The organism is Leeuwenhoekiella aequorea (assembly GCF_004104375.1).
Lineage (GTDB): Bacteria > Bacteroidota > Bacteroidia > Flavobacteriales > Flavobacteriaceae > Leeuwenhoekiella > Leeuwenhoekiella aequorea.
The window spans coordinates 1-25,780 of the sequence record NZ_QOVM01000006.1; the positions used below are offsets into that span (position 1 = coordinate 1).

26 protein-coding genes and 3 tRNA genes are annotated in these 25,780 nt (G+C 34.2%); 13 read left to right on the forward strand and 16 right to left on the reverse strand.

The window, feature by feature from the left end:
• Positions 1–99: 99 nt before the first annotated feature.
• The 4 genes from DSM00_RS12475 to xerA form a co-directional block, all read right to left on the reverse strand.
• A complete protein-coding gene (locus tag DSM00_RS12475) occupies positions 100–435 on the reverse strand; it encodes a hypothetical protein (RefSeq protein WP_128758306.1) in 336 nt (111 codons plus the stop codon).
• Between the two features lie 169 nt (positions 436–604).
• Entirely contained in the window at positions 605–1,660 is a 1,056-nt protein-coding gene (locus tag DSM00_RS12480; RefSeq protein WP_128758307.1) for a hypothetical protein, read from the reverse strand.
• A gap of 165 nt (positions 1,661–1,825) precedes the next feature.
• Positions 1,826–2,719: a carboxypeptidase-like regulatory domain-containing protein gene (locus DSM00_RS12485; protein ID WP_164916336.1), complete on the reverse strand. Its 894-nt coding sequence runs from the start codon at positions 2,717–2,719 to the stop codon at positions 1,826–1,828.
• A gap of 602 nt (positions 2,720–3,321) precedes the next feature.
• Complete coding sequence (gene xerA / locus DSM00_RS12495) at positions 3,322–4,395, reverse strand: site-specific tyrosine recombinase/integron integrase (protein ID WP_128758310.1); 1,074 nt, start codon at positions 4,393–4,395, stop codon at positions 3,322–3,324.
• A gap of 130 nt (positions 4,396–4,525) precedes the next feature.
• Between xerA and DSM00_RS12500 the strand changes: the two genes are divergently transcribed.
• The 8 genes from DSM00_RS12500 to DSM00_RS12535 all read left to right on the forward strand — a co-directional run bounded on the left by DSM00_RS12500 (position 4,526) and on the right by DSM00_RS12535 (position 14,152).
• Entirely contained in the window at positions 4,526–4,900 is a 375-nt protein-coding gene (locus tag DSM00_RS12500; RefSeq protein ID WP_128758311.1) for a hypothetical protein, read from the forward strand.
• 280 nt (positions 4,901–5,180) lie between these two features.
• Entirely contained in the window at positions 5,181–6,494 is a 1,314-nt protein-coding gene (locus DSM00_RS12505; protein ID WP_128758312.1) for a phage integrase SAM-like domain-containing protein, read from the forward strand.
• 219 nt (positions 6,495–6,713) lie between these two features.
• Positions 6,714–7,637, forward strand: a complete 924-nt coding sequence (locus DSM00_RS12510) for a hypothetical protein (RefSeq protein WP_128758313.1) — start codon at positions 6,714–6,716, stop codon at positions 7,635–7,637.
• 98 nt (positions 7,638–7,735) lie between these two features.
• Positions 7,736–8,020 carry a helix-turn-helix domain-containing protein gene (locus tag DSM00_RS12515; protein ID WP_128758314.1) on the forward strand — a complete coding sequence of 95 codons (285 nt, stop codon included), beginning with the start codon at positions 7,736–7,738 and terminating at the stop codon, positions 8,018–8,020.
• 5 nt (positions 8,021–8,025) lie between these two features.
• On the forward strand, positions 8,026–8,334 hold the full coding sequence (locus DSM00_RS12520; RefSeq protein ID WP_128758315.1) for a helix-turn-helix domain-containing protein: 309 nt from the start codon (positions 8,026–8,028) through the stop codon (positions 8,332–8,334).
• An 11-nt stretch (positions 8,335–8,345) separates the two neighbouring features.
• Complete coding sequence (locus DSM00_RS12525) at positions 8,346–13,007, forward strand: hypothetical protein (RefSeq protein ID WP_128758316.1); 4,662 nt, start codon at positions 8,346–8,348, stop codon at positions 13,005–13,007.
• 107 nt (positions 13,008–13,114) lie between these two features.
• Positions 13,115–13,723 (forward strand): hypothetical protein, encoded by a 609-nt coding sequence (locus DSM00_RS12530; protein WP_128758317.1) that lies wholly within the window; start codon positions 13,115–13,117, stop codon positions 13,721–13,723.
• 210 nt (positions 13,724–13,933) lie between these two features.
• A complete protein-coding gene (locus tag DSM00_RS12535) occupies positions 13,934–14,152 on the forward strand; it encodes a helix-turn-helix domain-containing protein (RefSeq protein WP_128758318.1) in 219 nt (72 codons plus the stop codon).
• A gap of 236 nt (positions 14,153–14,388) precedes the next feature.
• Here DSM00_RS12535 and DSM00_RS12540 read toward each other — a convergent pair whose 3' ends face one another.
• From DSM00_RS12540 to DSM00_RS12565, 6 genes are all read right to left on the reverse strand, one after another.
• Entirely contained in the window at positions 14,389–14,616 is a 228-nt protein-coding gene (locus DSM00_RS12540) for a helix-turn-helix domain-containing protein (protein ID WP_128758319.1), read from the reverse strand.
• Between the two features lie 30 nt (positions 14,617–14,646).
• Positions 14,647–15,024, reverse strand: a complete 378-nt coding sequence (locus DSM00_RS12545) for a hypothetical protein (protein ID WP_128758320.1) — start codon at positions 15,022–15,024, stop codon at positions 14,647–14,649.
• A gap of 10 nt (positions 15,025–15,034) precedes the next feature.
• Positions 15,035–15,772, reverse strand: a complete 738-nt coding sequence (locus tag DSM00_RS12550; RefSeq protein ID WP_128758321.1) for a hypothetical protein — start codon at positions 15,770–15,772, stop codon at positions 15,035–15,037.
• 596 nt (positions 15,773–16,368) lie between these two features.
• Positions 16,369–16,451 (reverse strand) — tRNA-Leu (locus tag DSM00_RS12555).
• A gap of 52 nt (positions 16,452–16,503) precedes the next feature.
• Positions 16,504–16,576: transfer RNA gene (locus DSM00_RS12560), tRNA-Lys, on the reverse strand.
• Between the two features lie 77 nt (positions 16,577–16,653).
• Positions 16,654–16,726, reverse strand: a tRNA-Lys gene (locus tag DSM00_RS12565).
• 121 nt (positions 16,727–16,847) lie between these two features.
• On the opposite strand from DSM00_RS12565, the gene DSM00_RS12570 reads away from it, so the two are divergent.
• Entirely contained in the window at positions 16,848–17,366 is a 519-nt protein-coding gene (locus DSM00_RS12570) for a shikimate kinase (RefSeq protein ID WP_128758322.1), read from the forward strand.
• Here DSM00_RS12570 and DSM00_RS12575 read toward each other — a convergent pair.
• From DSM00_RS12575 to DSM00_RS12585, 3 genes are read right to left on the reverse strand one after another with little or no spacing between them, the layout of a single operon-like run.
• Positions 17,358–17,861 carry a phosphoribosyltransferase family protein gene (locus DSM00_RS12575; RefSeq protein WP_128758323.1) on the reverse strand — a complete coding sequence of 168 codons (504 nt, stop codon included), beginning with the start codon at positions 17,859–17,861 and terminating at the stop codon, positions 17,358–17,360. The two genes, DSM00_RS12570 and DSM00_RS12575, sit on opposite strands and share 9 nt — an antisense overlap.
• A gap of 20 nt (positions 17,862–17,881) precedes the next feature.
• Positions 17,882–18,460 carry a methyltransferase gene (locus DSM00_RS12580; RefSeq protein WP_241652416.1) on the reverse strand — a complete coding sequence of 193 codons (579 nt, stop codon included), beginning with the start codon at positions 18,458–18,460 and terminating at the stop codon, positions 17,882–17,884.
• Positions 18,450–18,839, reverse strand: coding sequence for an RNA-binding S4 domain-containing protein (locus DSM00_RS12585; protein WP_128758325.1), 390 nt, complete (start codon positions 18,837–18,839; stop codon positions 18,450–18,452). Before DSM00_RS12585 ends, DSM00_RS12580 begins: the two co-directional genes overlap by 11 nt.
• Positions 18,840–18,918: 79 nt before the next feature.
• On the opposite strand from DSM00_RS12585, the gene DSM00_RS12590 reads away from it, so the two are divergent.
• A complete protein-coding gene (locus tag DSM00_RS12590) occupies positions 18,919–19,821 on the forward strand; it encodes an FKBP-type peptidyl-prolyl cis-trans isomerase (protein WP_128758326.1) in 903 nt (300 codons plus the stop codon).
• Positions 19,822–19,902: 81 nt separating this feature from the next.
• Here the strand turns inward: DSM00_RS12590 and DSM00_RS12595 are convergent, their stop codons facing one another.
• The 3 genes from DSM00_RS12595 to DSM00_RS12605 all read right to left on the reverse strand — a co-directional run bounded on the left by DSM00_RS12595 (position 19,903) and on the right by DSM00_RS12605 (position 22,442).
• Entirely contained in the window at positions 19,903–20,487 is a 585-nt protein-coding gene (locus DSM00_RS12595) for an outer membrane beta-barrel protein (protein WP_128758327.1), read from the reverse strand.
• Between the two features lie 114 nt (positions 20,488–20,601).
• Positions 20,602–21,555, reverse strand: coding sequence for a transketolase family protein (locus tag DSM00_RS12600; protein WP_128758328.1), 954 nt, complete (start codon positions 21,553–21,555; stop codon positions 20,602–20,604).
• A 41-nt stretch (positions 21,556–21,596) separates the two neighbouring features.
• Positions 21,597–22,442, reverse strand: a complete 846-nt coding sequence (locus DSM00_RS12605; protein WP_128758329.1) for a transketolase — start codon at positions 22,440–22,442, stop codon at positions 21,597–21,599.
• Positions 22,443–22,635: 193 nt separating this feature from the next.
• Here DSM00_RS12605 and tgt point away from each other — a divergent pair, with 193 nt between their 5' ends.
• The 3 genes from tgt to DSM00_RS12620 are packed head-to-tail and all read left to right on the forward strand — an operon-like array spanning position 22,636 to position 25,741.
• Positions 22,636–23,766, forward strand: a complete 1,131-nt coding sequence (tgt, locus tag DSM00_RS12610) for a tRNA guanosine(34) transglycosylase Tgt (protein ID WP_128758330.1) — start codon at positions 22,636–22,638, stop codon at positions 23,764–23,766.
• On the forward strand, positions 23,767–24,843 hold the full coding sequence (locus DSM00_RS12615) for an LptF/LptG family permease (protein ID WP_128758331.1): 1,077 nt from the start codon (positions 23,767–23,769) through the stop codon (positions 24,841–24,843).
• Positions 24,830–25,741 carry a DMT family transporter gene (locus tag DSM00_RS12620; RefSeq protein ID WP_128758332.1) on the forward strand — a complete coding sequence of 304 codons (912 nt, stop codon included), beginning with the start codon at positions 24,830–24,832 and terminating at the stop codon, positions 25,739–25,741. The genes DSM00_RS12615 and DSM00_RS12620 overlap by 14 nt, the downstream gene beginning before the upstream one ends.
• Positions 25,742–25,780: the final 39 nt, after the last annotated feature.

Consider the following 25,780-nt stretch of genomic DNA (forward strand, 5'->3'; position numbering starts at 1 on the left):
GATCTGTAGTTACAGATTTTAGCAAAGGATACGTATGTCTCAAATTTAATGTAGAAAAGAGTTGTTTTTTACCTCAGTTCTTTGTTGTAACACGTTTTTTTATTCAGCCCAACCGTGATAAATATGTAACATAATCAGTAAAATAGTCAGTCCAAAAATTATAAATCCGTTTATTTTATTTTTTCTCAAACTCCAAAATCCAATTCCGAGTAAAATTCCGAAAGCTATTCCGTAAGTCAAATTCACGTACGAGTAAAGTTCAGCCGTTCTGTAATAATAAGGAACAGGTCCTTCTCCGCCAAAAGGATAAAATTCGGTTTCTTTTTTAATTCCAATTTTATAAAATTCAGCGAGTCCAAAAAACGAATAGAATCCGCTCAAAAGAATTGCAATTCCAGTTATTATTTTTTCGAATATGGATTTTTCTGTTTTCAATTATTTGGTTAGAGTGTCGGTTTGGTCAAATGTGTTACAACGGTCTCGGCTATGAGTAGTTGCGTGGTTTAGCGGTTAACTTTGCAAATACACACCAAACTGAAAATCCGCGAGGATTTTCAGAAGTAGGCGAGAACAAGCAATTACTTATAGCCATTGTTAGGCAAAGTTATTTTTTCGGTTTTACAATTATTAAATCCTCAGAATTAATTCCTTCTTTAATAAATAATTCAGGTGTTTCTTCCTCGCTGATATCTTCTAGCATAAGAAGTGCTATAGCTTGTTCGAAAGATTTTTTGACAGATAAACCAAAACCGATGGAAGAATAAAATTGAGATGAAAATATTCTTGCAGCTTCGTCTCCGATTGAAGTATTCATTCCAATTGTTGCTTCAACATATTCAGATACCGCTTCGGCCTGATTTTTAGAATAACAAGTGTTGAAAAAGACTAATCTAATTCCGTCTGAAGAAGCCATAATTGTTTGTACAATTGCCTCTTTACTAACTATTTTAGTTCTACCATAATTAGTTTGAAAAATGATTTCATCATTATCTGATCCGTGTCCGCTAAAGTGAATTATTGATGGTTTGTACTCATTAATAGCTTGTAATAAGTCTATCGGTTGAACTGCCCAGCAGGTTTCAAACTTAACAGAATCTCTATGCTTAGATTTCCGTATCATTTCAGATATTGCTCTAGCTTCTTCGTCTAATCTTAATTGTTGTTGGTCAATTGGATTTGATGCAAGAAATAAGACAACAATTTTTTCAGGAATATTTTTTAATTCTTCAATTTGATATCGTGTTTCGGTATGTAAATTATTATGATGTTGAAGTGTTGAACCAATATTCCTAAGGTTTTGTTCTTGTTCTCTTCTTAATTTATCTGCTTCAGCTTTTCTTTTTTTATCAATAGAAGCTAATTCCTTGTCAACTTTAGTTTGAGCGTCTTGAATTTCTTTATTCTTTTTTCCAATCTTAGTTTCTATATCCGCTATTTTCTTGTAAGAATTAGCAAGGTCTTTTTCATATCTAGTTATCTCTCTTAGTTTAGATTGAATTGTACTAGTTGATTTAGTCCGATTAATAGCTTCACTCGCTCTATTAATTTTAATTGTTGTATCGGATATTTTTTTTTGCTCTTTGGCTTTATCTGTCAAAAGCTTAGTCAAATCGCTTTGTTTTCTGGATAGATTATTTCTGTGTGAATCAATTAAAGCCATTTTTTTAGTTTCGATTTAATTTTGCCTAACGTGTTTGTGTATGATTTCGTTGCGTGTTTCAGCAACTAATTTAGCAAATACAAACCGAATAGAAAATCCGCGAGGATTTTCGTAAGCAGTAGATTACTAGCAATGAATTATACACGGTGTTGCCCACAGTATTTTTTAATTCGTAAGTGTTAATTCAATTGTTAAAATTCCATAATTATCTAAATACGGTTTGGGGCTATTTCCTTTAAATCTTTCTACTTTTTCCCATTTCCCATTTTTATATAACCAACTATTTGTGTTTTTTGTAACAGGTAAAAGTCCAACTTTTGGTTCATAAAGTGTTTTCTCAATTATTTGATTAGAGTCTTGGGTTGGAATCGAAATATTAAATTCATTTTCTTCAATTATTAACCATTCGTAGCTTACAAAAAGTCCGTTATCAGGAAAGTAAATATTTAAGTCCGATAAATCAATTTCCAAATTTTTCGTTCCCTTTTTAGAAATTCCAATTATATTTTTTCCGAAAATAGGTTTATCAGGTTGCCCATTGTCTCCAACTGAATAAAACCTGATATTGAATTTCGCATTTTTAATGTCACTAAAAATTCTAAATTTTATACTTTTTAGAAAAGGTGTTTCTAAATAAGATGTATCATAATCAAATAACCTAGCTTTTATTTCAGGATTTTTTTCTGTAGCGTAGTAAAATCCTATTTCAGAATCCTGAAAAGCTCCAATTATTTTTTCTTTACTGTCTTTTTTTGTTGAAACAATTACTTCTTCTAATTCATAGGATTTTGGAATTAGGAATATTTCAGAAGGCACTTCTTTTAGATTGATTTTCATGGTCTCATATCCTAAACTTGAAAGCACTAAATTTTTTCCTTCAGAATTGTCAATTAAAAACTCACCGTTTTCGTCTGAAGTAGTTCCGATATTTTCATTTTCAATCCAAATGTTAACATAGGATATTTTTTCTTTAGTTTTCTTGTCAAATATCACTGCCTTTATTTGACTAAAACACAAGTTAGAAACAAGGAAAACTATTATCGGAAGCAGGTTTTTCATATTGTGGGCAACGGTTCGTGTATGGTGTCGTAGCATCCCGAAGGGTGCTATGCACTATACATATTGTTAGCTTTTAGTGCTTTCTTGACCACTTAATATTCATTCGTATTTTTAATTTTTATGTATTTGTTAAATTCTGCATACTTTCTAAATTTTAAAAATATTTTTCAATTCAGATTTCGAGTTTTCAATTCAGATTTTGATTCCGCAAACGAGTTAAAATATCAAATGAAATTGAATTCCGAGTTTGAGTGAGATTTTAGTATTTTTCAAATTCTGTAAATTAATTCATTCAGATTTTGACTCTTTATTATCATTGATGTTATTCAATTTCAAAATAAAAATGAAGTTTAAAACAGAAAATAAAATGATTAGAATCGATGATGTTTTAGAATTTATCAACTCAAATAATTCAAATATTTGATTTAATCCTAAAATGATTAATCCAATACTTGATATCAGAATAATTATAGATACTTTTTTATTTCTCATTTTCATTAATTTCTTTTTTTAGAATTCAATTTGCGTAAACTTGCTCCTGCATTAAAGCTAACAATTGGATATGTGTACATGTACACATATATCTATTTTAGTTTCAGTAGCTAATCTAAGGGATTTTTGATCTTTAAAAAAGTATTTGTTGCTACATGAGTATATATTTCAGTAGTTTTTGTACTCTGGTGACCTAACAAAACTTGTATTTGGCGTAAGTCTATTCCGGCTTCTAATAGATGCGTAGCAAAACTATGTCGTAAAGTGTGTGCGCTTATTTTTTGTATAATCCCTGCTTTGCTTGCAGAGCGGTTTATAATTTTCACAATACTTGTACTGCTGTATTGATTTCCATTTTGTCCTTCAAAAAGAAATTTTTGTGGTTTATAACATTTATAATAAATGCGTAAATTTTTTAATACAGTTTGTGATAATAACGTATAACGATCTTTTTTACCCTTAGCTTGTATCACACGTATAAGCATTCGTTTACTATCTATATCTGCAATTTTCAAGTTAAGAAGCTCGCTACGCCTCAGCCCAGAACTATATAGAAGTTGTATAACACATTTGTGCTTAACGTTAGTGGTAGCATCAATAAGACTTAGTATTTCTTCTTTCGAGATAAAAGTAGGTAATTTCTTTTCTTTTCTAGGTCTTTCTAGTTCATAAAAACGATTAGGCATTCCTAATACACTTTCATAATAGAATTTAATAGCATTTATAGCTTGGTTTATGTATGAATTAGATTTATCACTGCGTATTAATGCTTGGAGGTATCTGCGTACGTGCATTTCATTAAGAGTTGATATTTCTTTATCGGAATAGTAATTAATATAATGTTCAAAAAACTGAATATAAGTACGTACAGTATTAAGTGCATAGCGCTTAAGTTCAAGTTTTAGAAGATACTCTTCGGGGCATCGCTTGTAATCTTTTGGAAGGTTTCTATTGCGATAATAATCTACGTTAATTATAACATTTTTCTTGACTACAGGTTTATTCGCTAGAAATCTGTTGTAATTAATCCAGGCTATGCCATTAAATGTTTTATAGATTTGAGCAAGATTAGCTTTAGAATTAATTATGTATACTAAGTTATAGGTAGTGCTCCATTTTGGCGAATCAAGATTTTTTATCAATGCCTGAATTTTTTTATCAGGAGCAAATTTTATCCCTATCATTTTCTGATTGTTGATCATGATATTGTATAACGTAATATTTTTTAGAGCACTCACGGTTTCAATACTACAATAGAATCAAATTTTAAAAGGTATATTAGTCGTATAATATACTTTTTTAAAAGGATTGCTTATGAGAACTTGTCCGGTTTGTGATTCAGTTATAGCTGGTAGAATTGATAAAATATTCTGCTCTGTAAAATGCAAATCAATTTGTCAATACGAAAGAAGACAGTCTAAAGAAGTATTCTATTTAGAAGTAGATCGCCAACTCAAAACAAATAGAAAGTTATTAAAGACATACAGCTATAAAGGCTATACTACAGTTCAGAAGGCTGAACTTATAAACGATGGCTTTAACCCTAATTTCTTCACGCATTATTGGAAAAACAAGAGGGGAGATGTTTACTTATTCGTTTATGATTACGGATTCCTCGATCTGGAAAAATCTGGTAAATCAAAATATCTAATTGTAATGTGGCAAAAGTATATGGAAAAGAAAGCTTAATTTTAAAACATTAATTTTAGGCCAAAAATTCTGTCAGTATTTTGAAAGTATAAAAAGAAAAACCCCTGTAAACATTGCGTTTACAGGGGTTTTTTGTACCCGGAATGGGAGTATAATAGCGCAATTCATTGAAATTTTAATAATACAAAAACAATCAGATAGACTAGTGTTTATAGGGTTTTTACTGTTATTTATATTGCCTAAGGTATTATTAAATTGCGAGTTGGTTAACTAGATGTTAACTAATAAGCTATCTTTGAACCTTTAAAAGGTATGTATAATGGCTTCTATTAAATTTTTAATTCAAGGAAAAAATTCCCCGGCTAATATTTATGTTCAGTTGTCAGTTGGGCGTGGTAAGGTATTTAAACGTAAAACTGGTTATTCTATAGACCCCAAAGACTGGGGTAAAAAAGGGATGCCTATTGACAGGAATACTAGCCTTAAAAACCTAAAGGCAGACTTGAACAAGTTAAGTAGTAATTTAGAAAATTGCCTTAATGATGCAGTTAGTTTAAAAGAGGTTGTAAATGGTGATTGGTTGCAACTGCAAATCAATATAATTAATGGTCAAGTTATTGGAGATGAAAAGGAAAAGCTAACTAATCATATTCAATATATTATTGATAATGCGCACAGAGTTAAAAAAGCTAATAATCAAATAGGATTGTCTCAAAGCCGTATTAAATCTTACAAGCTTTTTAAAAATGTGATCTCAAGATTTGAGAAAGAGATAAACAAAGGACAATCATTTTTTATTAGGGATGTTGGGTTTGATTTTGGGGAACAGTTTTCGGAATGGTTGTTTAGTAAAAAATACAGTATTAATTATGTGGGTAAAAATATTGATAATCTAAAAGCTGTTTGTCGTGATGCTGAAAGGAGAGGTATAGAAACCTCAACACAATTAAAAAGAATATCGAGTTTTACAAAACAGACAAATAGCGACGAGGTAATAATTTTAAGCGAATCTGAGCAAGAATCAATTGCCGATTTAAAACTTAATAGGGAAGCTTTGATAAACGCACGTAAATGGCTGCTATTAGGTTGTCAACTGGGGCAAAGATTTAGTGATTTGATACGTATTACTCCTGATATGATTAAGGCTAGTAATGGTATAAAAATAATAGAGTTAACTCAAATAAAGACGAGCAAACTAGTAGCAATACCATTAATGCCAAAAGCTATAGAAATTATAGAAAATGGTATGCCTTACCCTATAGCGTTACAAAATTTCAACGAGTATATTAAGGATATCTGTAGAGAGGCTGGATTTAATCAACCTACTAAAGGATCCGCTTACATCGAAACAGAAGAAAAGAGTAAAAATAAACCTAAAACACCAGGGATTTATCCAAAGTGGAAACTAATCGGGTCCCACGTCTGCAGGCGTTCTTTTGCCTCTAACCTATACGGAAAAATACCCACTGCATTATTGATAAATATTACAGGACATGGAACCGAAAAAATGTTTTTAAAATATATTGGCCGCACTGCTTATGATAATGCTTATCAAATGATGGAATATTTTGGTAAGCTACAGGCCAAAGAGAAAAAAGAGGCACAAATGCAAGTATTAAAAAACGCTAACTAAATAATTAAAATTATGAAAATTGTTAAAATTGAAGGTCGAAACGAGTTGCACATTATAGGAACACGGGAGTTACTTTCGGATAATGAAATTAAAAGAATAGCACTTGAAAATGACGTACAGAAATATTCTAGTAAAGTTTATGAAGTATTTAGGCACTCAAGGGTTAACTCTGGATTTAAACACTTCGCATACCAATTAAATTATTAAGCATTAATTAAAATGAGTCCTGTACTTGAAATTTATAAAGAACTTGATAAGTTTGATAACATATCAGATAAGCTTGATTGTTTATCAAAATACCACTTGTCTTTTAATGGTATTTACAGGGCTAATTATAATTCAATTACAGAGGGCAACCTTTCAATTCATCAGTTAGTAAAAAAGTTTGAAAAAAAGCATTTTCCGGATACTAAGAATATTCCAGAATTTACTTTTTGGTTCCTAAAGTTTAACGCACTAAAGTATTGTGAAACCTATTTGCTAAATGATAGACTCACAAGAAGGCTCAATTCAGAGGTTAGAATAGAAGAAGCGACTATTGAGCTTGAAAAAATAGAAAAGGCTGAGAAATTAGCCCACACGCTGGTTATTGATAACGATATTGATACCGATTTAAAGTATAAAGATGAAAAAGGGTATTTGTATTTGATGAACCCTAAAGATTTTCCTCAGCCAGAATACCAAACCAAAGAAATTAGGCGTGTTCTGAATGGTTACTATGAATCTAATCCTACAGAACACGCTTATACGGTTGCTCAGAGTCCAGAGGTTAAAATCTATGCTAAGCATATTATTTTAAAAGGTTATTTAAAAAAACTCAAAGCAGAAGTTGAAATTGTAAATGATAATCACAAATTAAAATTTGATCCTAATTATTTTAATAAGGAGGGCTTCAATTTGTTTTTATACTTACTAGAGAATTATTCAAAAACCACGATAAACAAGTATTCGTACATATGGTTCTTTTTGAAAAATCATAATCCGAAGCCGGAGCAAATAAAATTTCTACATACTCAAACTAGCTATAAGGAAATGATCGATGAAAAATTTAAAGTGAGTATAAGCTATAAGAAAGCAGGGTATAAATGGGAGGAAGATGTCCTGCCAACTTTAAAACGTATTGCAAGTAATTTTTTTCATTAGGGTTGTTTAAACAATAACTCACCCAAACTTACCTTTTACTACCCTTTTATCAAACCCCTTTAAGGCAATCTATTTGCTTCATAACTAAAACAAACGTTATGGAGACAAATCAAATTATTCTACAAGGCACAACTAGTCAACAACTCATTGAGGACCTAAAAAATGCCTTCCGCGAAGTATTAGAGGATAGTAAACCTCAAACTAACTCTTCGATCGACAAACAATTAATGACTAGAGAAGAAGTCTGCGATTTATTGCAAATCAATAAATCCACACTTTGGAAACGTACAAAGACTGGCAAAATTCCTAGTTACGGTCAGGGTCGCCGCATTTACTATAAGCGCAGCGAAGTAATGGAGTCGTTAACCCCACTTAAAAAATAAAAGCTATGCGTACCGCAGATACACAAAGCCTTTATAATTCAGGAGGCAATATAAATGAATTTACTGAATTAACCGGTGATGTTTCAAGAGTTTATGATGTGCTAAAGCAATCGCCCTTAACAATGAAAGAGGTTGATCTAAGAACTGGTATTATGCGTGAAAGCGTATGCAGACACGTTAACAATCTTCTTAAGGCTGGACTAATCGCCAGAACGAGAGTAAGACGGTGTTCAGTTACAGGTTATTCAAATGTAAATGAGTATACCGGAGATTCTAGTTTATTTCCTGAAACTCGTCAGCTTTCACTTTTTTAAAACTAACTACAATGCTTAGACAGACTTTTATATCCGGTAGAATGAATCAGGATGCCGATATTCGCTTACTACCCAAAGGCGAATATCGCGAAGCATACGGTATTGAAATAATTAATAGTGAAGGCTCAGACGTTGGTGCAATTGAGCCAATGCTCTCTAATAAGAAACTCACTAGCTACAACGTAGGCGCTAACCCTCTTGATATGGGTGACTTTGCAGACGAGTTCCGCAAGAAAATATATTGGCTTGTCCTTTCAGATTTAGGAAGCTTTTTATTTGAGTGGGATGATACAAATAAGATACAATCATTAGTATTAGGAGATACGCGCCCGGAGGCTACACGTGTATTTTCACTCAAGAAAGAAAACCTGATTACAGCAATGGTCAAGGTCACTACTCAAAATATCGAGGATGATTTATTGCTGTTTACTGATGATAACATGCAGCCAATTTGCATAAATATTGAACGTGCTAAATCCTGGGGAATAAATGGCTTTGTTGAGGAAGATATTCTACTCATTAAAAAACCACCGCGTTATGCCCCTAAGATAACACCTACCTATACCAATGACGGCAGCAATAACCTTGAAGAACGGTTTTTCTTATTTGCTACACGCTTCAGATATTTAGACGGGGAATATAGCGCACCTTCGGACTTTACTAACTACAACTTTAACCCTAAGCCGTTTAATCTTGATTATTTTACCCTTGACAATAAGGGAATGATCAACGCTTTTAATGCGGTAAAAATTGATTTCAATACAGGAGAAAAGCAGGTTACAGAAATTCAGCTTTTAGTAAAAGAAAGCTTGAGTAATTCGTTAAACGTAATTGAAACCTTTAGTAAAGAGGCTGAGGGATGGGGAGATAACTTAACCAAGAGTTTTGTATTTTCAAATAACAAAACAATCACGCCTCTTCCCGATGATCAATTGCTTCGTTTATTTGACAATGTACCTTTAAAAGCAAAAGCTTTATCGCTTATTGAGAATATACCGGTATTCAGTAATTACTTAGAAGGCTATGACCTAAAAGACGAGGACGGCAACGACATTAATATCGATTATAATATTGCTCTTCAAAATAACATAATTGAAAGCGGTGACGATTTTAATGTTTCGGTAGTTCCTTCAAATAAGGCAAAAATAACCAACCCAAACAACTACGCATTAAGTGAAGGTCGGAGAATCATTATTGATTTATCTACGGAAATAGATGGATTGCCGGGTTATGACAATTCGTTTTTCCATACGCTTGACGCCGAATACCCAACTCTTAATGATGTTTTTCAAAGTCTTGAATTTCAAAACCTACTAGAAGTAATTAATAGTGATTTTCAAAATAATTTTAACCAGGCAGGTGATTATACGATTCCACCAACTTACACCCCTACACTAGATCCTGAAATCACGTATGCGCTAGAAGGTGGTATCGCAACGTTTACCATTAGCCCGGCTACATTTACAGACTCAGATAATGGCGGCGCTACCGTAGAAGTACCCGTTACCTTTGCAGAATCTACCAATTTTGGTATTGTGGATGATATTAATAGCGGTACGTGTAAGACAAACCGAAACTATGAAGTAGGAGTTGTTTACATGGATAAGTATGGCAGACGTTCTACTGTACTCACTTCAAAAAATAACACCCTTTTTATTCCACAGGAATATTCGGTTTTTCAAAACAAGTTGGTTGCAACCATAAATAGTAAAGTACCATATTGGGCTGATCGCTATAAGCTAGTTGTAAAATCTACGCCATTAGCATATCAAACACTATACATTACCGAGTTCTACAATGACGATTTCTTTACATGGTGTAAGCTTGAAGGCAAAAACAAAGACAAAATTTCAATAGGCGATTTCCTGATTATAAAAAAAGCAGGTGATCAAATTATTACAGAACCTATAAAAATTAAGGTACTTGACATTAAAGAACAGGCAGATGATTTTATCAAGAATAATACCGATGAAAATGACAACGATATAATTGAGCGTGGCGGTCTTTATATGAAAATAAGACCTACTTCTGATTTTTCAATGGATAGAGATGATTTTGACGTTGATACAAGGGAATCTCCAGTAGGCTCAAATAAAGACGGTTTCCCAAGAACAATACTTGATTTGTTTACAAGCGCAGGAAGTCCAGATTTGCAAGAGTTAGCAATACCCGCCGGAACATCTATTACACTACAACTGAATAGTTCTCGTAATTATGATGCTGGTTGGAAAAACATAAATTATGATAATGAGTTTTATACGCAACGAGACTATAATACTATAGAGGAATGGTTTAAAGAAATAATACTGAAAAGGTTTTCATTAAAAGCAGATGACGGAAGTGGTGAGTTTGATTATGATTATTTAAAAAGCTCCGACCCTGATAGAGAAAAAAATATGGAACTATTTCGTGATGAGAATGGCTATTTAAAACTTATTGTTTGGGGATTACTTTCTGGTGGAACACGTAACCGCAGAGGCCGAGTAAGTGCAAAAATTATAGTACGTACCGGTAGCGGCGTATACGCCTTTGAAACGCTACCAAAACAAGCTGATACAAACGCCTTTTTTGAAACTGCCCAATGCTTTGATATTATAAACGGCAATCATACGGGAAATACCCAAGACCAATATTTTGACAATGGAGATCCTGCAATTATAGAAATGGACTTTTTCAATTGCTATACTCAGGGCAACGGCATTGAAAGTTACCGGGTACGTGACGAGTTCAATACAAACTATCTAAGCATAGACACAAGACCTTCCGCTACAAGCGTTGAGGAATACCGTGCAGTACGCAGGTTCGCAGATATGACTTACGGTAAGGCTTATATCGAAAGCACAAATATTAACGGCTTAAATGAGTTTAATTTGAGTCTGGCTAATTTCAAGGAGCTCGACAAGCATTATGGTAGTATTCAAAAAACCATTAACCGCGAAGGTGATATTCTGGTACTTCAAGAAGAAAAAGCCGGATATGTATTGTTTGGTAAAGACCTTTTAGCAACGGCCAACGGAGAAATGGCATTAAAGAGAATTTCTGAAATTCTAGGGCAATACATGCCCTATGCCGGTCATAATGGCATAGGTAATAATCCAGAGAGTGTTGCAATAGATGGTAACCGTGTGTATTGGGTGAATGCACGTAGAGGTACACCGGTACGATTATCTATTGATGGAACTACCGAAATAAATTACGGTATGGTTTCTCATTTTAGGAACCTGTTTATTCAAAACCCTACTTCAAGAAAGATAGGAGGTTATGACCCGTATTTTAAAAAGTACACCTTAACCATAGAAGATGAAGTTGCACGTACCTTAAATGCGTATTGTGGTAATATTATTCAGAAAACCATAACAGAGCCATTCACTTACATTTTAAATATCAATTACTTGTTAGGTGATACCGTTTTAAACTTCAACGTTTCAGAAGGAGAAGTAAACATTGTTGCGACCTACGCCGGAATCCCATATACTGCCAATGGAGTGACCGGCCTCGCAGCTTTAACAATACCGCGTACCGATTTAGAAGATACTCAAATTGTAATTACGATTACACCGGTAAGTTCTGCTGCGACAATACAAGCTGCGCATACCTGCCCTACCGGAATACCTATGAAAGTAATCAGTATAGTACTTGCTGATGAATCCGATTTAGGCCGAACAATGATAAACCGTTATCGATGGGGAGCAAGTTCATTCTTTAGCGAGGAACATTTATTTGAAAATTCTGAAGTAAGCAAGTTTGTTATTGAAGAAGGCCTTGAAGGAACTGCCAAATATCCTAAGCGAGGAACCAATGTGAATATCCAGGCTTATAAAGACGGTGCCAATACTGGAAGTTTTAAAGTAGATCGCGAGAATAAGCTAGGGTATTTAATAAGCAGCAACAATTATACTGATGCAGACATAGCAACGATACTTGCTGAGGCTACATTTATTGATACTACAAATACTCAGATTTCATTAACCAACTTTATTGATCAGGCAAGTTTCCCATTTAACAGACCTAATGGCGATGAAAACCTGTATATGATTTGGGATTATAGGGATAATGAATTGGCGATTAATGCTGATACCAAAATCATATTTGCTTTTGATGGTTCAGGATCAATGGACGGAACTTTAGCGCCATTGGAAACAATGAAAGACACCATTCTTAAGGACCGGTTATTGCCGCTTTATGGTAATGACTCAGCTTTGTATGATGCAAGCGTGGAAGTTATCCCTTGGGGAACAGGAGATCAATACCCAGAAGTAAACGAACAGACTTTAGCAGCTCTAAATATGTTTGGTACCACACCAGAAGGTAATGTAATTGTAATGGTATTTCAAGATGAAGCCAGCCCTATTTATACCGATGGAACTTTTGACCCTACAGAAGCTAGTACAGCGCCTTACGATACTGATTTAGCAACTTTGAGAGGAAGATTAAATTCATTCCCGAATAACTATTATAGAGGGGTTATCTTTCAGGTAGATCCTGCAAGCGGAACCAGCTTCAAAGATTTTGTAAGTGCTATTCAATTAGGTACAGGAAATTACGCAGGAGCAAATGGATTAAGTGATCGCAATGAGTTCAACTACAAGTACGATATTGCTGATGGAGAAACACCGGCATACTATCTGGATAAGATTGTAGAAGCATTAACCGAATTAGGATATAACCTATAAGAAGCGCAGAAATGAGCAAAAAAAGCAGTCAAATAAGATACCTTAATTTCCCTATTCAGATGCTAGGCGGTTTTTTGCTTGATAGTAAGGGGGTTTTAGGTGATATTATGAACTATTCTGTTTATGCTCATTCAGTTGAAAATCTTGAGTTTGGTAATGAGGAAGAAGCATTTGTTTCTAGTGCAAAGTATTTCAGAATATCATTTGGCAATGTTAAAACCTCTATTAAAAATGGCGAGGCTTTATATGATTCATTAGGCGATGGTAGCCCGATGGTTGGCATTGACGTAAATATGCTGTTTGACTACTATAAAAATCACAAATCAATTTTTCAGAAACGTTGTCTTTTAGGGTATTTAGCAATTAGGAGTATTTTAATGGATAAAGCATATTGTAAAACCACAAATGATAATTGGTTTTCTAGAATGGATGGAAAGACTTCAAAAATGCCTAAAGAAAAGCTTTCTAAAGAGATACAGGATTTTCACAATGAATATCAGGCGAAAAAAATTAAAACAGAATTGTCTTTAAATTGGAATTTAAAAACCTATTCAAAATATACCAGGGGGTTTTATGTGAGTTTTAAATTGGACTTGGATGATTTGGTATTTAACGCTGAAAAAAAACGTAAATCCTACCAGGCAAAGAAGCTTAAGAACGATACGGAAATGGCCCGGCTTAAAGCTTTAGAAAGATTGAAAAATATAGATTTTTAAAATATAACTCAGTTGAAATAAAATTTCAACACAGTTTATAATTTATTTCTACAATTCATTATTATAATGTCTTTCTATAAGTTATTACTATAATATCTTTTTATAGGTCGTGTTGTTTTGAAAAAAAATATGAAGGAATTTTTCAATAATAAATCACAATTACAAAATCTCTTATTATAGGTCGTGTAATGGTCGTGAAAAATCACTGTTATGAAATTAGAAAGCATTCAAGATTTAGGAGCATTTGTAAAAGAGTCAAGGCTCAAATATCAATTAACCCAAGCTCAGGTAGCATATGCGACAAAGGTTGAAAGAAGTGTTATTAACCGACTTGAAAAGGGTAAAATAGATGGGGTTCACCTCAACACAGTATTCAAAATAATCAAAGGCTTAAACTCATCTTTGATTATACACACGTCCGAGCGTTAGCAACAGAACAAATACCGCAATCAGCATTTCATAGTAAAGTACTTTTGAAATCCTTTTATAATTCTAGCGCTTATATTTAGTTATTAATTTCATCACAGATCAAATGTCTCTTAGTTGTACTTATTTAAAGGGGTGAGTTAGGATTTCTTAAAGAAGAATGTGTTTTAATAAAAAGACCTAAGGCAATTAGTCTAGGGTTTTTTTGATTAAAAAAACAAGTGTTAGAAATTAAACATTTACAAATCATCCAATGTAGCAAATGGTATCTTAAGAGCAACAAATAATTTCACGATTGTTTTTAATTGAAATTCCAAATATTCACCGCTTTCAATTCGGCTTATGCTCGACTTCTCTACACCGCTTAATTTGCTGAGGTCCGTTTGAGTCATATTCTGTTCTTCTCTGTGTTGTTTGATAAGCTTACCTACTTTGTACACTAGTGGATGAAGTTCTTTCTTTTTCATAATTATCGATAGTTAACCGAAGTTTCTTATTTACTTACAATCGCATTTGTTGGGTGAAATATATTCATTGAATAGTTTTCCAGAGTTATGCCCAGTTTCTATAAATACTCTAAAAAGTTCAAAGTTGTCATTTGAGATATTGCAATAAACATAATAGCTATCGTTGTCTTTCATCTTCACTAAAGCAAAATTACTTGTATGTCTACTGTACAGTTTTATTTTTTCAAGAAAACTTGATTTTAACTCATAATCATCCCAACCGTATTTAAGTTCACACTTTTTCACGATTAAGGTTTCCAATTCATCACAAGTCAAATATTTATCTGTGCCAAGGGGAATTGCATAATTTTGAGAAAATGAATTATTTGATGCTAAGAATAAAAGCAACAGCATTAAAATTGACCTCATAAAGTAATTTTTAAAGGTTAGTTGAATTTTTCTTGTCCGCTACCATCTTCTCCACTTTCTTCTTGAACTCGGGATCTTCCTTCATTCGTTTGGCTATTCGCTGCATTGCTTCGGCTGTCTCTACTTCCGTAAGCTTCTTCTTCTGAGGTTCGTATTTCATTTCTTTTAATGTATCCTGATCAATCATTTCCCTATTCTCAAAAATAAATATAGCCCTAGCGTTTACCACGCTATCGCTTATTTCATATTCTTCTACACCTTGCGCCTCATATTCTGCCATTAACTCACGCTGCGCCTGATCTTTTAATTCCTGTTGTTTATTAATTGGTAGTATATCAAAAAAGAAATTTTGATCGGATTCTATAAGTTTAGGAGAATAATCATTATCAATATATTCATTTCTCAATAAAAGGAATGTTAAAGTAGAACCTGCAGCGCAACCTAAAGAAATTGAAAAATGAACAGTATTGAATGAACCGTTAAATTCCCAAATTGAAAATAGTAATAGCATGAACCCAAGGGAATAAAATAGAATAATATAAAATGAATATTTCACACATTTACTTTTGTGATGCGGTGCTACAGAAACAAGGGTTATCATAAAAATAAAACTAGTAAAAAGCCAAACAAAGAAACTGCTAGAAAAATTTTGTGAATCAAATACTAAAAAAAGTGCCTCTTTCAATAAGTATGCTATAGCTAAAGATAGAGGTAAGGAAACTATCCATTTTAAAGTTTTGAATTTCAAATCAATAAGGTTTATTTTTCTAATATAATACCTTAAAAAAGATCGACCTAACATAATTACGTAAATGTTGTTTATAATCGTGCTATCGGGATGGAATACAATAATCACGAGACGCCTGGGCAGATCGAAAACGCGAATATTTGACCCACGGGGTATGGTCCCGAGTGTTGGTCCTGCTAATTTTTGACTTTTTACCTGCTTACTATGTTGAAGGATCGCGCACAACTAATGGTTTGAATCGCGACAGGGTCACGTTTAATTTTTTTACTTTATTTTTTTAAAATGAAAAGATTGATTTTTTTTGATATTTATAAATAAACACAAAACAATTATTAGTTATTCTTTATTCAAACGTTTTTCCGATAGTCCATTCGTTTAGCTTTTCGTAAAATTCAAATCAAATGAATTAATGCCTGTGTTTAGAGCTTTTTTTTCATAAGTACATTTTACGAAAAATCTTTTGCATTTGGGTCATTAAGTATTGTTGATTTTTCAAATACAGGGTTGAAGAGAAGTAAAATGAAAATAGTTAACTAGATGTTAACTAGATGAAACAAAAAAACACCTGAATAACAGTTAGTTATCAGGTGTTTTAGTACCCGGAATGGGACTTGAACCCACACGTACGTAGTACACACGGCCCTCAACCGTGCCTGTCTACCAATTCCAGCATCCGGGTATAAATCTAAAGTAATAAAAAAAACCAGATCCTAAGATCTGGTTTCCATTAGTGACTTGGCTGGGGCTCGAACCCAGGACCCTCTCCTTAAAAGGGAGATGCTCTGCCAACTGAGCTACCAAGTCTTTTACAACTCAGATTTTAATCAAAATCAACATTTTTAAAAAATAAAACCAGATGTTGAGATCTGGTTTTATGTTAGTGACTTGGCTGGGGCTCGAACCCAGGACCCTCTCCTTAAAAGGGAGATGCTCTGCCAACTGAGCTACCAAGTCTTTCCTTAAATGCGGCTGCAAATATACACCCATTTTATTAATCTTTGCAAGTCTTTTTGTGATAAATTTGAATAAAAAATACAGACAGCTGTTAGGCTTCTGAAAATCAGTAATTTTAAAGATGAAAATATATTTAATAGGCTATATGGGATCGGGAAAATCAACCTTAGGGAGGATTTTAGCTCAAGAGCAAAATATGAATTTTATCGATTTTGATGACTACCTGGAGCAAAAGGAAGGAAAAAAAATTAAAGATATATTTGAAGAGAAGGGAGAAATCTATTTTAGAAAACGTGAATCTACTTATCTTGACTTATTACTTACAGGTTACCCTAATACGATTATAAGTCTGGGCGGTGGCACTCCTTGTTATGGTGATGCAATGGAGAGAATAAAAAAAGCTGATGGAACTTCTGTTTATATAAACGTAGGTGTTCCTGAGCTTACCCAGCGTTTATGGACAGAGCGAGAGCAGCGTCCTGTTTTAAAACATCAAGAAACTAGAGAGAAATTAGAGGAGTTTGTGCGCAAGCATCTTTTTGAACGTAGCTACTACTACAATCAGGCAGAAGTGAAGATTTTAGTAAATTCAAAAACGGTGCCGGAGCTAATTGACGAATTAAATAATACGCTATTCTAGAATAGCAGAATCTTTTCCGGGTTTAAAGCGCACCTTAACGCGCTCTTGCAATGAGGTGCTTAAGGAAATACCTTTATAATCTGCTTTTACCGGATATTTTTTGTGATTGCGATTTACAAGTACTGCCGTTTTAAATTGCTTAAGCGGTACCTCTAGAAAATGTTTTACTCCATAAATTAACGTGGTTCCAGAATTTAAAACATCATCAATAAGTATTAGCGATTTATCTTGATAATTTTTAGCATCAAGAGAGGTTTCTACCGTACCCAAGGGTGCAGTTTTATTCATTGTCACCTTGCATAAAGTACATTTTATATCAGAGACATCTTCTAATATTACTTTTAAACGTTCTGCAATTACATACCCATTAAGCGCAACACCGGCCAGAATAATTTCATTTTCAGAAACATTACTCTCATAAATTTGATAAGCAATACGTCGTATTTTATTCTGAATATCTTCGTGATTGAGAATGGTCTGTATAGTAGTTTTCATAAGCGTATATAAGCAGGTTGCTATTTACTTTCAAATATAAAAAAGAGTTCGTTTCCCTGACGTGGTTTTATAGAATTATAACAAGGCTCAAGGGTTTTAATACTGAAATATTCAGAAAAGAGATTTTGATACTCAGAATAACTTCCGCCATAGGGTGGCCCCTGTTCATTTAGTGGAAAATTAAATAACACACCGGCAAGCTTTCCACCTGGTTTTAATAATTTATGCATATGGGATGCATAGCTAGATCGCAGTTGTGGATCAAGAGCACAAAAGAAAGTTTGCTCTATAATAAGGTCGTATTTTTGAGTATGCTGAAAGAAATCTTCCTCTATACAAGTTACTAATGCAGGGTCAGGTAAACTGTTTTTGATTTTTGATAAGGGAATTGATGATATATCTAAAACAGTTATATTCTTAATGCCTTTGTCTGCCAGATACAATGCTTCGTGTCCAAATCCCGCCCCCGGAATTAAGATTTCTAGATTTTTGTTTGATAATTGATCAAAATAAGCCGTTAATGGGGTAGATGCATAACCTATATCCCATCCCGTATTAGATTCATTATATCTGGATTCCCAATAATTTTTATTCAACATCTTCAAAAAAGTCATCGGTATCGTGAAAATCATCTAGATCGCGACGGTCTTTTTTTGTAGGACGTCCCGTACCTTTTTTGCGATAGTAATCCTTAGAATAATTAAGTAAGTCTAGTTTCTCTAAATTTTCAGCAGGGGTTTTATCTATAACATATAATCCTACTAATTTTGCTCCAACGCGGCTGGGCGGATGCTCAATAACCTCAAGAATATAATCTACTTGATTTTTTCTTACCTGTATTGTATCAGAAGGAAACACCTCTCTAGAGGGTTTTACCGAAACATCATTCATTTTTACTTGCCCTTTTTTGCAGGCATTTGTGGCAATAGAACGTGATTTAAAGTACCGTACACACCACAAATATTTATCAACTCGCATAATCAATTGCTTTAAAGCTCGTTTTTAATAACACAAAAATAGCGCAAAATTGTATCTTGCGCGACCTAAAAGGAATATGATGAAAATGATTAAAAATGTGTTTATGGCTGTTTTCAGCCTTTTAATTCTTGCTTCTTGTAGTAATGATGATGATTCTGTAGAGGTTACTCCACCCAGAGATCGTGGTGAAGTAGAACTAGAGAGTCAGGCAAATTTAAAAGCCTACCTGTCAACGCACTTTTATAATTATGAAGAATTTGAAGCGGAAGATGAAGGCTTTGATTATAAAATAGTTTTTGACACGATTAGTGGAGACAATTCAGATAAAACTCCATTGTTATCGCAGGTAATTGAAGAGAAATTTACATATCAAGAAACAGAATATACTTTATATAGTCTTATAGCAAGACAGGGTGCAGGGATCCAGCCCACCTTTGCAGATTCTACCTACGTTAATTATCAAGGCAGTGTAGTAGGTGGTGCAAAATTTGATAGCTCGACTACGCCAGTTTGGTTTGACCTTACTCAGGTTGTATTTGGTTTTGCAAATGGATTAAGCAACTTAAAGGCAGGTACAATGGCTACTGAAAACGCAGACGGTTCTGTTACTTTTGGTAATGATTATGGTATAGGAGCAGTGTTTATCCCGAGTGGTTTGGGCTACTTTAATAGCTCTGGTAGTGGTTTTAGTTCGTATTCAGATCTGGTATTTACTTTTGATTTGTATCGAGCGGTTGCAGATACAGATGATGATAATGATGGTGTTCCTAACTGGAAAGAAGATATTAACGGAAACAAATTCTTGAATGAATTAGCAGATGATACAGATGGAGATAATATTCCTGATTTCCTAGATACAGATGATGACGGTGATGGTACGCTTACGCGTGATGAAATTGTCATTAATGCAGATGGAACAGTAACATACACTGACTCTAATAATGATGGTACTCCAGATTATTTAGATCCAGATGTAAACTAATTCATCTATATTTTTAACTATAAAAAAAAACCCGCCAGATAACTCTGGCGAGTTTTTTATTTTCAATCTTAGAGTATATAATTATAGGTTAAGTGAAACGCTTAAGATTAATTGGTCTGGTCTTGTATCTATACGAGAACCATCTGTAATAATGCCTCGAGAATCTAAAAATTCTGCTTCATTATCTCCAAAACCTCTTTCGTATCGTAGATCAATTCCCAATTTACCTAGAGCTACTCCTGCACCAAAATTAAGACCAACTGTAAAATCATTTTTTACATCTCCTAATGCTAGGCCGTCGTAGTCTGTATCTAAAATATACTGCAACGATGGACCTGCAAAAATATTTAGGGGTCCTATTACTTCATATCCAATTAATAGAGGAGCATCCAATTTTTGCATACTGAAATCAGAATCTTCATAAGTGGTATTTAATTTAGTATATACTAATTCTGGTCTAAAGAACAATCTCTCACCTGTACGGGCAAATACTCCCACGTGATAACCTATATCGCTACTTGGGTCGTCATATGCATTACTTGCAGAGTCACTTATGTCTCCTGTACCACCATAGTTAAGACCACCTTTAATACCAAATCCCGGATCTGATTGTGCGCTTACCGCACCGGCAGCTAAAAATAAAACTCCTAAAAATAAATTCTTCATATCGGTTATTTTGTGCTCTTACGTTGAGCAGTTAAAATTAATTTTGGTCTAGCTAAAGACCTTCTAATTTTGGTTAATAGAAGCAAACATTCTCAGGAATTATACCTGTAATATTTACTTTCTAGTTAGTACCTTGTTAACGGCTGCAACAATAGATTTAGTATTTAAGCCATATTTTTCCATTAACTCGGCTGGAGTTCCACTTTCACCAAAAGTATCTTGAGTTGCTACAAATTCTTGAGGAGCAGGGTCATTAGTAGCAAGTACGCGTGCAACGCTTTCACCTAAACCACCTAAATAATTATGCTCTTCACAAGTAACAATACATCTTGTTTTCTTCACAGAATTAAGTATTGCTTCATCATCAAGAGGTTTAATAGTGTGAATATTAATTACCTCTGCGCTAATTCCATTTTCATTTAATTCTTCAGCAGCTTTAATAGCTTCCCAAACTAAGTGTCCGGTAGCCACGATAGTCACATCAGAACCTTCAAGCAAATGTACCGCTTTGCCTATTTCAAATTTTCCGTCTTTCTCTGTGAAATTTGCTACGCTAGGACGCCCAAAACGTAAGTAAACAGGACCATCGTGATCTGCAATTGCGATAGTGGCCGCTTTTGTTTGGTTGTAATCACACGTGTTAATTACGGTCATACCTGGTAACATTTTCATCAATCCAAGATCTTCTAAGATTTGATGCGTAGCACCATCTTCACCAAGTGTAAGACCTGCGTGAGATGCACATATTTTCACGTTTTTATTTGAGTAAGCAATACTTTGACGTATTTGATCGTAAACGCGGCCTGTCGCAAAATTTGCAAATGTTGTAGCATACGGTATTTTACCTCCTATGGTCATACCTGCGGCCATACCCATCATATTAGCTTCTGCTATACCAGTTTGGAAAAAACGTTCTGGATGATTTTTTTCAAAATCGTTTAATTTTAATGAACCTGTAAGGTCTGCACAAAGAGCGACTACATTCTCATGTGTCTTTCCTAGTTCATCCATACCAGCTCCAAAACCTGAACGGGTATCTATATTTCCTGAGTTTATATATTTTTTCATGAATGTATTTTTAAAGTGTTAGAAACTGCTAAGGCTATCGATTAATAATCACCTAACGTTTCAGGATTTTGAGTTAAAGCAGATTCTAGTTGCTCATCATTTGGTGCTTTACCATGCCACGCGTGAGTTCCCATCATAAAATCAACACCATTACCCATAATCGTATGTAGTAAAATACAAACGGGTTTCCCTTTACCAGTTAATGATTTTGCTTCTTTTAAACCAGCAAGAACCGCATTCATATCATTTCCTTTCTCAACATCTAGAACTTCCCAGCCAAAAGCTTCAAATTTTGCTCTAATGCTGCCCATATTAAGAACGTGATCTGTAGTTCCGTCAATCTGCTGTCCATTTAAATCTACTGTAGAAATAAGGTTGTCAATGTTATTTGCAGATGCATACATGATTGCTTCCCAGTTTTGACCTTCTTGCAATTCCCCATCACCGTGTAATGAATAAACTAAGTTAGGATCTCCATTGAGTTTTTTAGTTTGAGCTGCACCTAGTGCTACACTCATACCTTGGCCTAGTGATCCAGATGCTATACGTATTCCTGGTAACCCTTCATGTGTAGTAGGGTGGCCTTGTACACGTGAATCAATTTTTCTATATGTATTTAATTCAGCTACAGGAAAATATCCTGATCTAGCCAAAACGCTATAAAATACGGGTGAGATATGACCATTAGATAAGAAAAATAAATCCTCATCTTTGCCATCCATATCAAAGCCATCTTTTCGCTTCATTACTTCCTGATATAAGGCGACAAAAAATTCTGCACAACCTAAAGATCCTCCCGGATGACCAGAATTCACTCCATGTACTTGCCTTACGATGTCTCTTCTTACCTGAGAAACAAAATCCTCTAATTGTTTTGTGTTTGGCATTTTTATTGAGTTAAAATTGAATTTCAAAAATACCGTTTTTGAATAGGGATTACAATCAATAACCTATATATTACTAAGCTTTTAAGATAATTTAAGAAGATTGGGATTATCATTGCACATTTGTCATTATCCTATTTGGGTTAGACCCTGTATCTGCTAAATAGTTTTATCTTTGCCCCTTCTAAAATATATTATGCAATTTAATCTTCTTAATACTGACGCAGGCAGTCAGGCGCGCGCAGGAACAATCACCACAAATCACGGAACTATAGAAACACCCATATTTATGCCCGTAGGAACTGTGGGTACTGTAAAAGGGGTGCATCAACGTGAACTTAAAGAAGATATAAACCCAGATATTATATTAGGGAACACCTATCATCTTTATCTAAGACCTCAAATTGATATCTTAGAAAAAGCAGGAGGTTTACATAAGTTTATGAATTGGGACCGAAATATCCTAACAGATAGTGGAGGTTACCAGGTTTATTCACTTTCTGCAAACCGAAAAATTAAAGAAGAAGGAGTAAAGTTTAAGTCCCATATAGATGGCTCTGTACATTTATTTACTCCAGAACGTGTGATGGAAATTCAGCGTAGTATAGGTGCAGATATTATTATGGCTTTTGATGAATGCACGCCTTATCCTTGTGACTACAATTATGCAAAACGATCTATGCATATGACTCATCGCTGGTTAGATCGTTGTATAAATCATCTTGATAAAACGCCGGTTAAATATGGTTACGATCAGGCATTTTTTCCTATTGTTCAAGGTAGTACATATAAAGATTTAAGACAGCAGTCTGCAGAATATATTGCAAATTCTGGGGCTGTGGGTAATGCCATTGGTGGTCTTTCTGTGGGAGAACCTGCAGAGGAGATGTATGCAATGACAGAAATTGTTACCGCCATCCTTCCTAAAGAAAAGCCACGTTATCTAATGGGTGTGGGCACGCCTATAAATATTTTAGAGAATATTGCGTTAGGTATAGATATGTTTGACTGCGTAATGCCTACTCGTAATGGAAGAAACGGAACACTCTTCACACAGCACGGAAGCATAAATATTAAAAACAAAAAATGGGAGGCAGACTTTTCTCCCCTTGATCCAGATGGCACCACTTGGGTAGATAATGCATATTCAAAAGCGTATGTGCGTCATTTATTTAGTGTAAATGAAATATTAGGAAGACAAATAGGAACTATACACAATCTTGGTTTCTATATGTGGCTGGTGCGGGAAGCACGTAAACATATTATAGCAGGAGATTTTTATAGCTGGAAAGAAAAAATGGTTAAACAAATGGACAAAAGGTTGTAGATGAAAATTCTGGACTGGTACATTCTTAAGCGTTATCTGGGTACATTTACGATGATGCTTGTATTGTTTATTCCGATAGGGATAACAGTAAATCTTGCTGAAAAAATAGACAAGATGCTGGCTAATGAGGTGCCTTTCTTAGAGGTAGTATTGTACTACTTAAACTTTACAGTTTATTTTGCTAACCTGCTTTTTCCGTTGTTTTTATTTCTTTCGGTCATTTGGTTTACTTCAAAGCTTGCCAATAACACCGAGGTTATTGCATTTTTAAGCTCTGGTGTTTCTTTTTATAGATTTTTACGTCCTTATCTCATTGGTGCAACTCTGGTTTGTGTAGGAGCCTATATTTTAGGAACCTATCTCGCTCCGGCAGCAAGTAGAGGGTTTAATGAGTTTTCTTATGAGTATTTAAAGAATAATAAAGCAGATAGGGAAACGCGTAATGTGTATAGACAGATTAACGATAATGATTTTATTTACGTAAGCCGGTTTACTCCTTCAAGTAAGATGGGACAGAATTTTACACTAGAACATTTTGAGGATAATACGTTAAAGTACAAAATTCAGGCGCGGAGCATTGTGTACCGCCCTGAAGACACCCTATACCGATTAAATGGGTATAAAAAACGAATCATAGGAGAGGAAGGTGATATTTTAATTAGTCAGACTAAATTAGACACTTTATTCGCCTTTGATTTAGAAGATCTTACACCACTAGAATATATTGCAGAAACGCTTACTACTCCAAAATTGCGAGAATTTATAGCTAAAGAAAAGGCTAGAGGTTCCTCATCAATAAATAGATATGAGGTGACGCTATATAAACGTTTCAGTTTACCTGTAAGTGCCTATATTTTAACTATAATTGCGGTTGCGGTTTCCTCTATGAAACGAAGAGGAGGTATGGGAATTAATCTAGCGCTTGGTATCTCTCTCGCTTTTATATTCATATTTTTTGATAAAGTTTTTGGAACAATATCAGAACAATCAGATTTTTCACCGTTAGTTGCCGTTTGGTTACCTAACGTTCTTTTTGGGATTTTAGCAATATATCTGCTCAACAATGCAAAACGATAGTTTAAAAAGCTACCTCCATTTTCATTTTATAGTTTTTATTTGGGGGTTTACCGCAGTCTTAGGCGCACTTATAAGTATAGACACGGTAGCACTGGTGTGGTACCGCATGTTAATTGCTTCACTGTTTATCTATATTTATATACGTTACAAAAAGATTCCGCTAGAAGCAAGTAAATCTACACGATTAAAGTTGGCTGGAGCGGGTATAATTATTGCCCTTCACTGGCTTACATTTTTTGGAGCAATTAAATTGGCTAATGTTTCAATCACTCTGGCTATGCTAAGTACAGGTGCATTTTTTACAAGCATACTAGAACCTATATTTTATAAGCGGAAAGTAATCTGGTACGAGATTGTTTTTGGTTTATTTGTAATAGCGGGACTGTATCTCATATTTGAAGTAGAAACCCGATATACTGAAGGAATAATTGTCGCCTTAATTTCGGCTTTACTATCTGCAATTTTCACATTGATAAATGGAAAGTTTGTACAGCAGCATCATCCGGTTATGATTTCATTTTATGAATTGCTTACCGGCGCACTATTTATAACCGTATTTCTAGCAGTAACGGCTCGTTTTGATGCGCAATTTTTTTATTTAAATCAGGCAGACTGGATTTATATTTTAATCTTAGCCACGATTTGTACGGCATATGCATTTATTGCTGCTATAAAAGTGATGAAATATTTGTCTCCATATACCGTAATGCTTACGACTAATATGGAGCCTGTATATGGCATTATACTTGCCTATGTGATTCTGGGTGATACAGAAGAAATGAATACCGGATTTTATTACGGTGCAGTTTTAATTTTGCTAACTGTTATTGGTAACGGCATTCTAAAAAGTCAGCGTAAGTGGCGTACAGCCCGACAATTAAAAAAACAAGTAAAATAATAAAGTGACCTTAACATTTAAAATGGTTGAGACTTTGGC

Bases quoted from the DNA above. Each gene is read 5' to 3' on its own strand.
- DSM00_RS12480 (WP_128758307.1), bottom strand. From the start codon at position 1,660: ATGGCTTTAATTGATTCACACAGAAATAATCTATCCAGAAAACAAAGC.
- DSM00_RS12485 (WP_164916336.1), bottom strand. From the start codon at position 2,719: ATGAAAAACCTGCTTCCGATAATAGTTTTCCTTGTTTCTAACTTGTGT.
- xerA (WP_128758310.1), bottom strand. From the start codon at position 4,395: ATGATAGGGATAAAATTTGCTCCTGATAAAAAAATTCAGGCATTGATA.
- DSM00_RS12500 (WP_128758311.1), top strand. From the start codon at position 4,526: ATGAGAACTTGTCCGGTTTGTGATTCAGTTATAGCTGGTAGAATTGAT.
- DSM00_RS12505 (WP_128758312.1), top strand. From the start codon at position 5,181: ATGGCTTCTATTAAATTTTTAATTCAAGGAAAAAATTCCCCGGCTAAT.
- DSM00_RS12510 (WP_128758313.1), top strand. From the start codon at position 6,714: ATGAGTCCTGTACTTGAAATTTATAAAGAACTTGATAAGTTTGATAAC.
- DSM00_RS12515 (WP_128758314.1), top strand. From the start codon at position 7,736: ATGGAGACAAATCAAATTATTCTACAAGGCACAACTAGTCAACAACTC.
- DSM00_RS12520 (WP_128758315.1), top strand. From the start codon at position 8,026: ATGCGTACCGCAGATACACAAAGCCTTTATAATTCAGGAGGCAATATA.
- DSM00_RS12525 (WP_128758316.1), top strand. From the start codon at position 8,346: ATGCTTAGACAGACTTTTATATCCGGTAGAATGAATCAGGATGCCGAT.
- DSM00_RS12530 (WP_128758317.1), top strand. From the start codon at position 13,115: ATGAACTATTCTGTTTATGCTCATTCAGTTGAAAATCTTGAGTTTGGT.
- DSM00_RS12535 (WP_128758318.1), top strand. From the start codon at position 13,934: ATGAAATTAGAAAGCATTCAAGATTTAGGAGCATTTGTAAAAGAGTCA.
- DSM00_RS12540 (WP_128758319.1), bottom strand. From the start codon at position 14,616: ATGAAAAAGAAAGAACTTCATCCACTAGTGTACAAAGTAGGTAAGCTT.
- DSM00_RS12545 (WP_128758320.1), bottom strand. From the start codon at position 15,024: ATGAGGTCAATTTTAATGCTGTTGCTTTTATTCTTAGCATCAAATAAT.
- DSM00_RS12570 (WP_128758322.1), top strand. From the start codon at position 16,848: ATGAAAATATATTTAATAGGCTATATGGGATCGGGAAAATCAACCTTA.
- DSM00_RS12575 (WP_128758323.1), bottom strand. From the start codon at position 17,861: ATGAAAACTACTATACAGACCATTCTCAATCACGAAGATATTCAGAAT.
- DSM00_RS12580 (WP_241652416.1), bottom strand. From the start codon at position 18,460: ATGTTGAATAAAAATTATTGGGAATCCAGATATAATGAATCTAATACG.
- DSM00_RS12585 (WP_128758325.1), bottom strand. From the start codon at position 18,839: ATGCGAGTTGATAAATATTTGTGGTGTGTACGGTACTTTAAATCACGT.
- DSM00_RS12590 (WP_128758326.1), top strand. From the start codon at position 18,919: ATGAAAATGATTAAAAATGTGTTTATGGCTGTTTTCAGCCTTTTAATT.
- DSM00_RS12595 (WP_128758327.1), bottom strand. From the start codon at position 20,487: ATGAAGAATTTATTTTTAGGAGTTTTATTTTTAGCTGCCGGTGCGGTA.
- DSM00_RS12600 (WP_128758328.1), bottom strand. From the start codon at position 21,555: ATGAAAAAATATATAAACTCAGGAAATATAGATACCCGTTCAGGTTTT.
- DSM00_RS12605 (WP_128758329.1), bottom strand. From the start codon at position 22,442: ATGCCAAACACAAAACAATTAGAGGATTTTGTTTCTCAGGTAAGAAGA.
- tgt (WP_128758330.1), top strand. From the start codon at position 22,636: ATGCAATTTAATCTTCTTAATACTGACGCAGGCAGTCAGGCGCGCGCA.
- DSM00_RS12615 (WP_128758331.1), top strand. From the start codon at position 23,767: ATGAAAATTCTGGACTGGTACATTCTTAAGCGTTATCTGGGTACATTT.
- DSM00_RS12620 (WP_128758332.1), top strand. From the start codon at position 24,830: ATGCAAAACGATAGTTTAAAAAGCTACCTCCATTTTCATTTTATAGTT.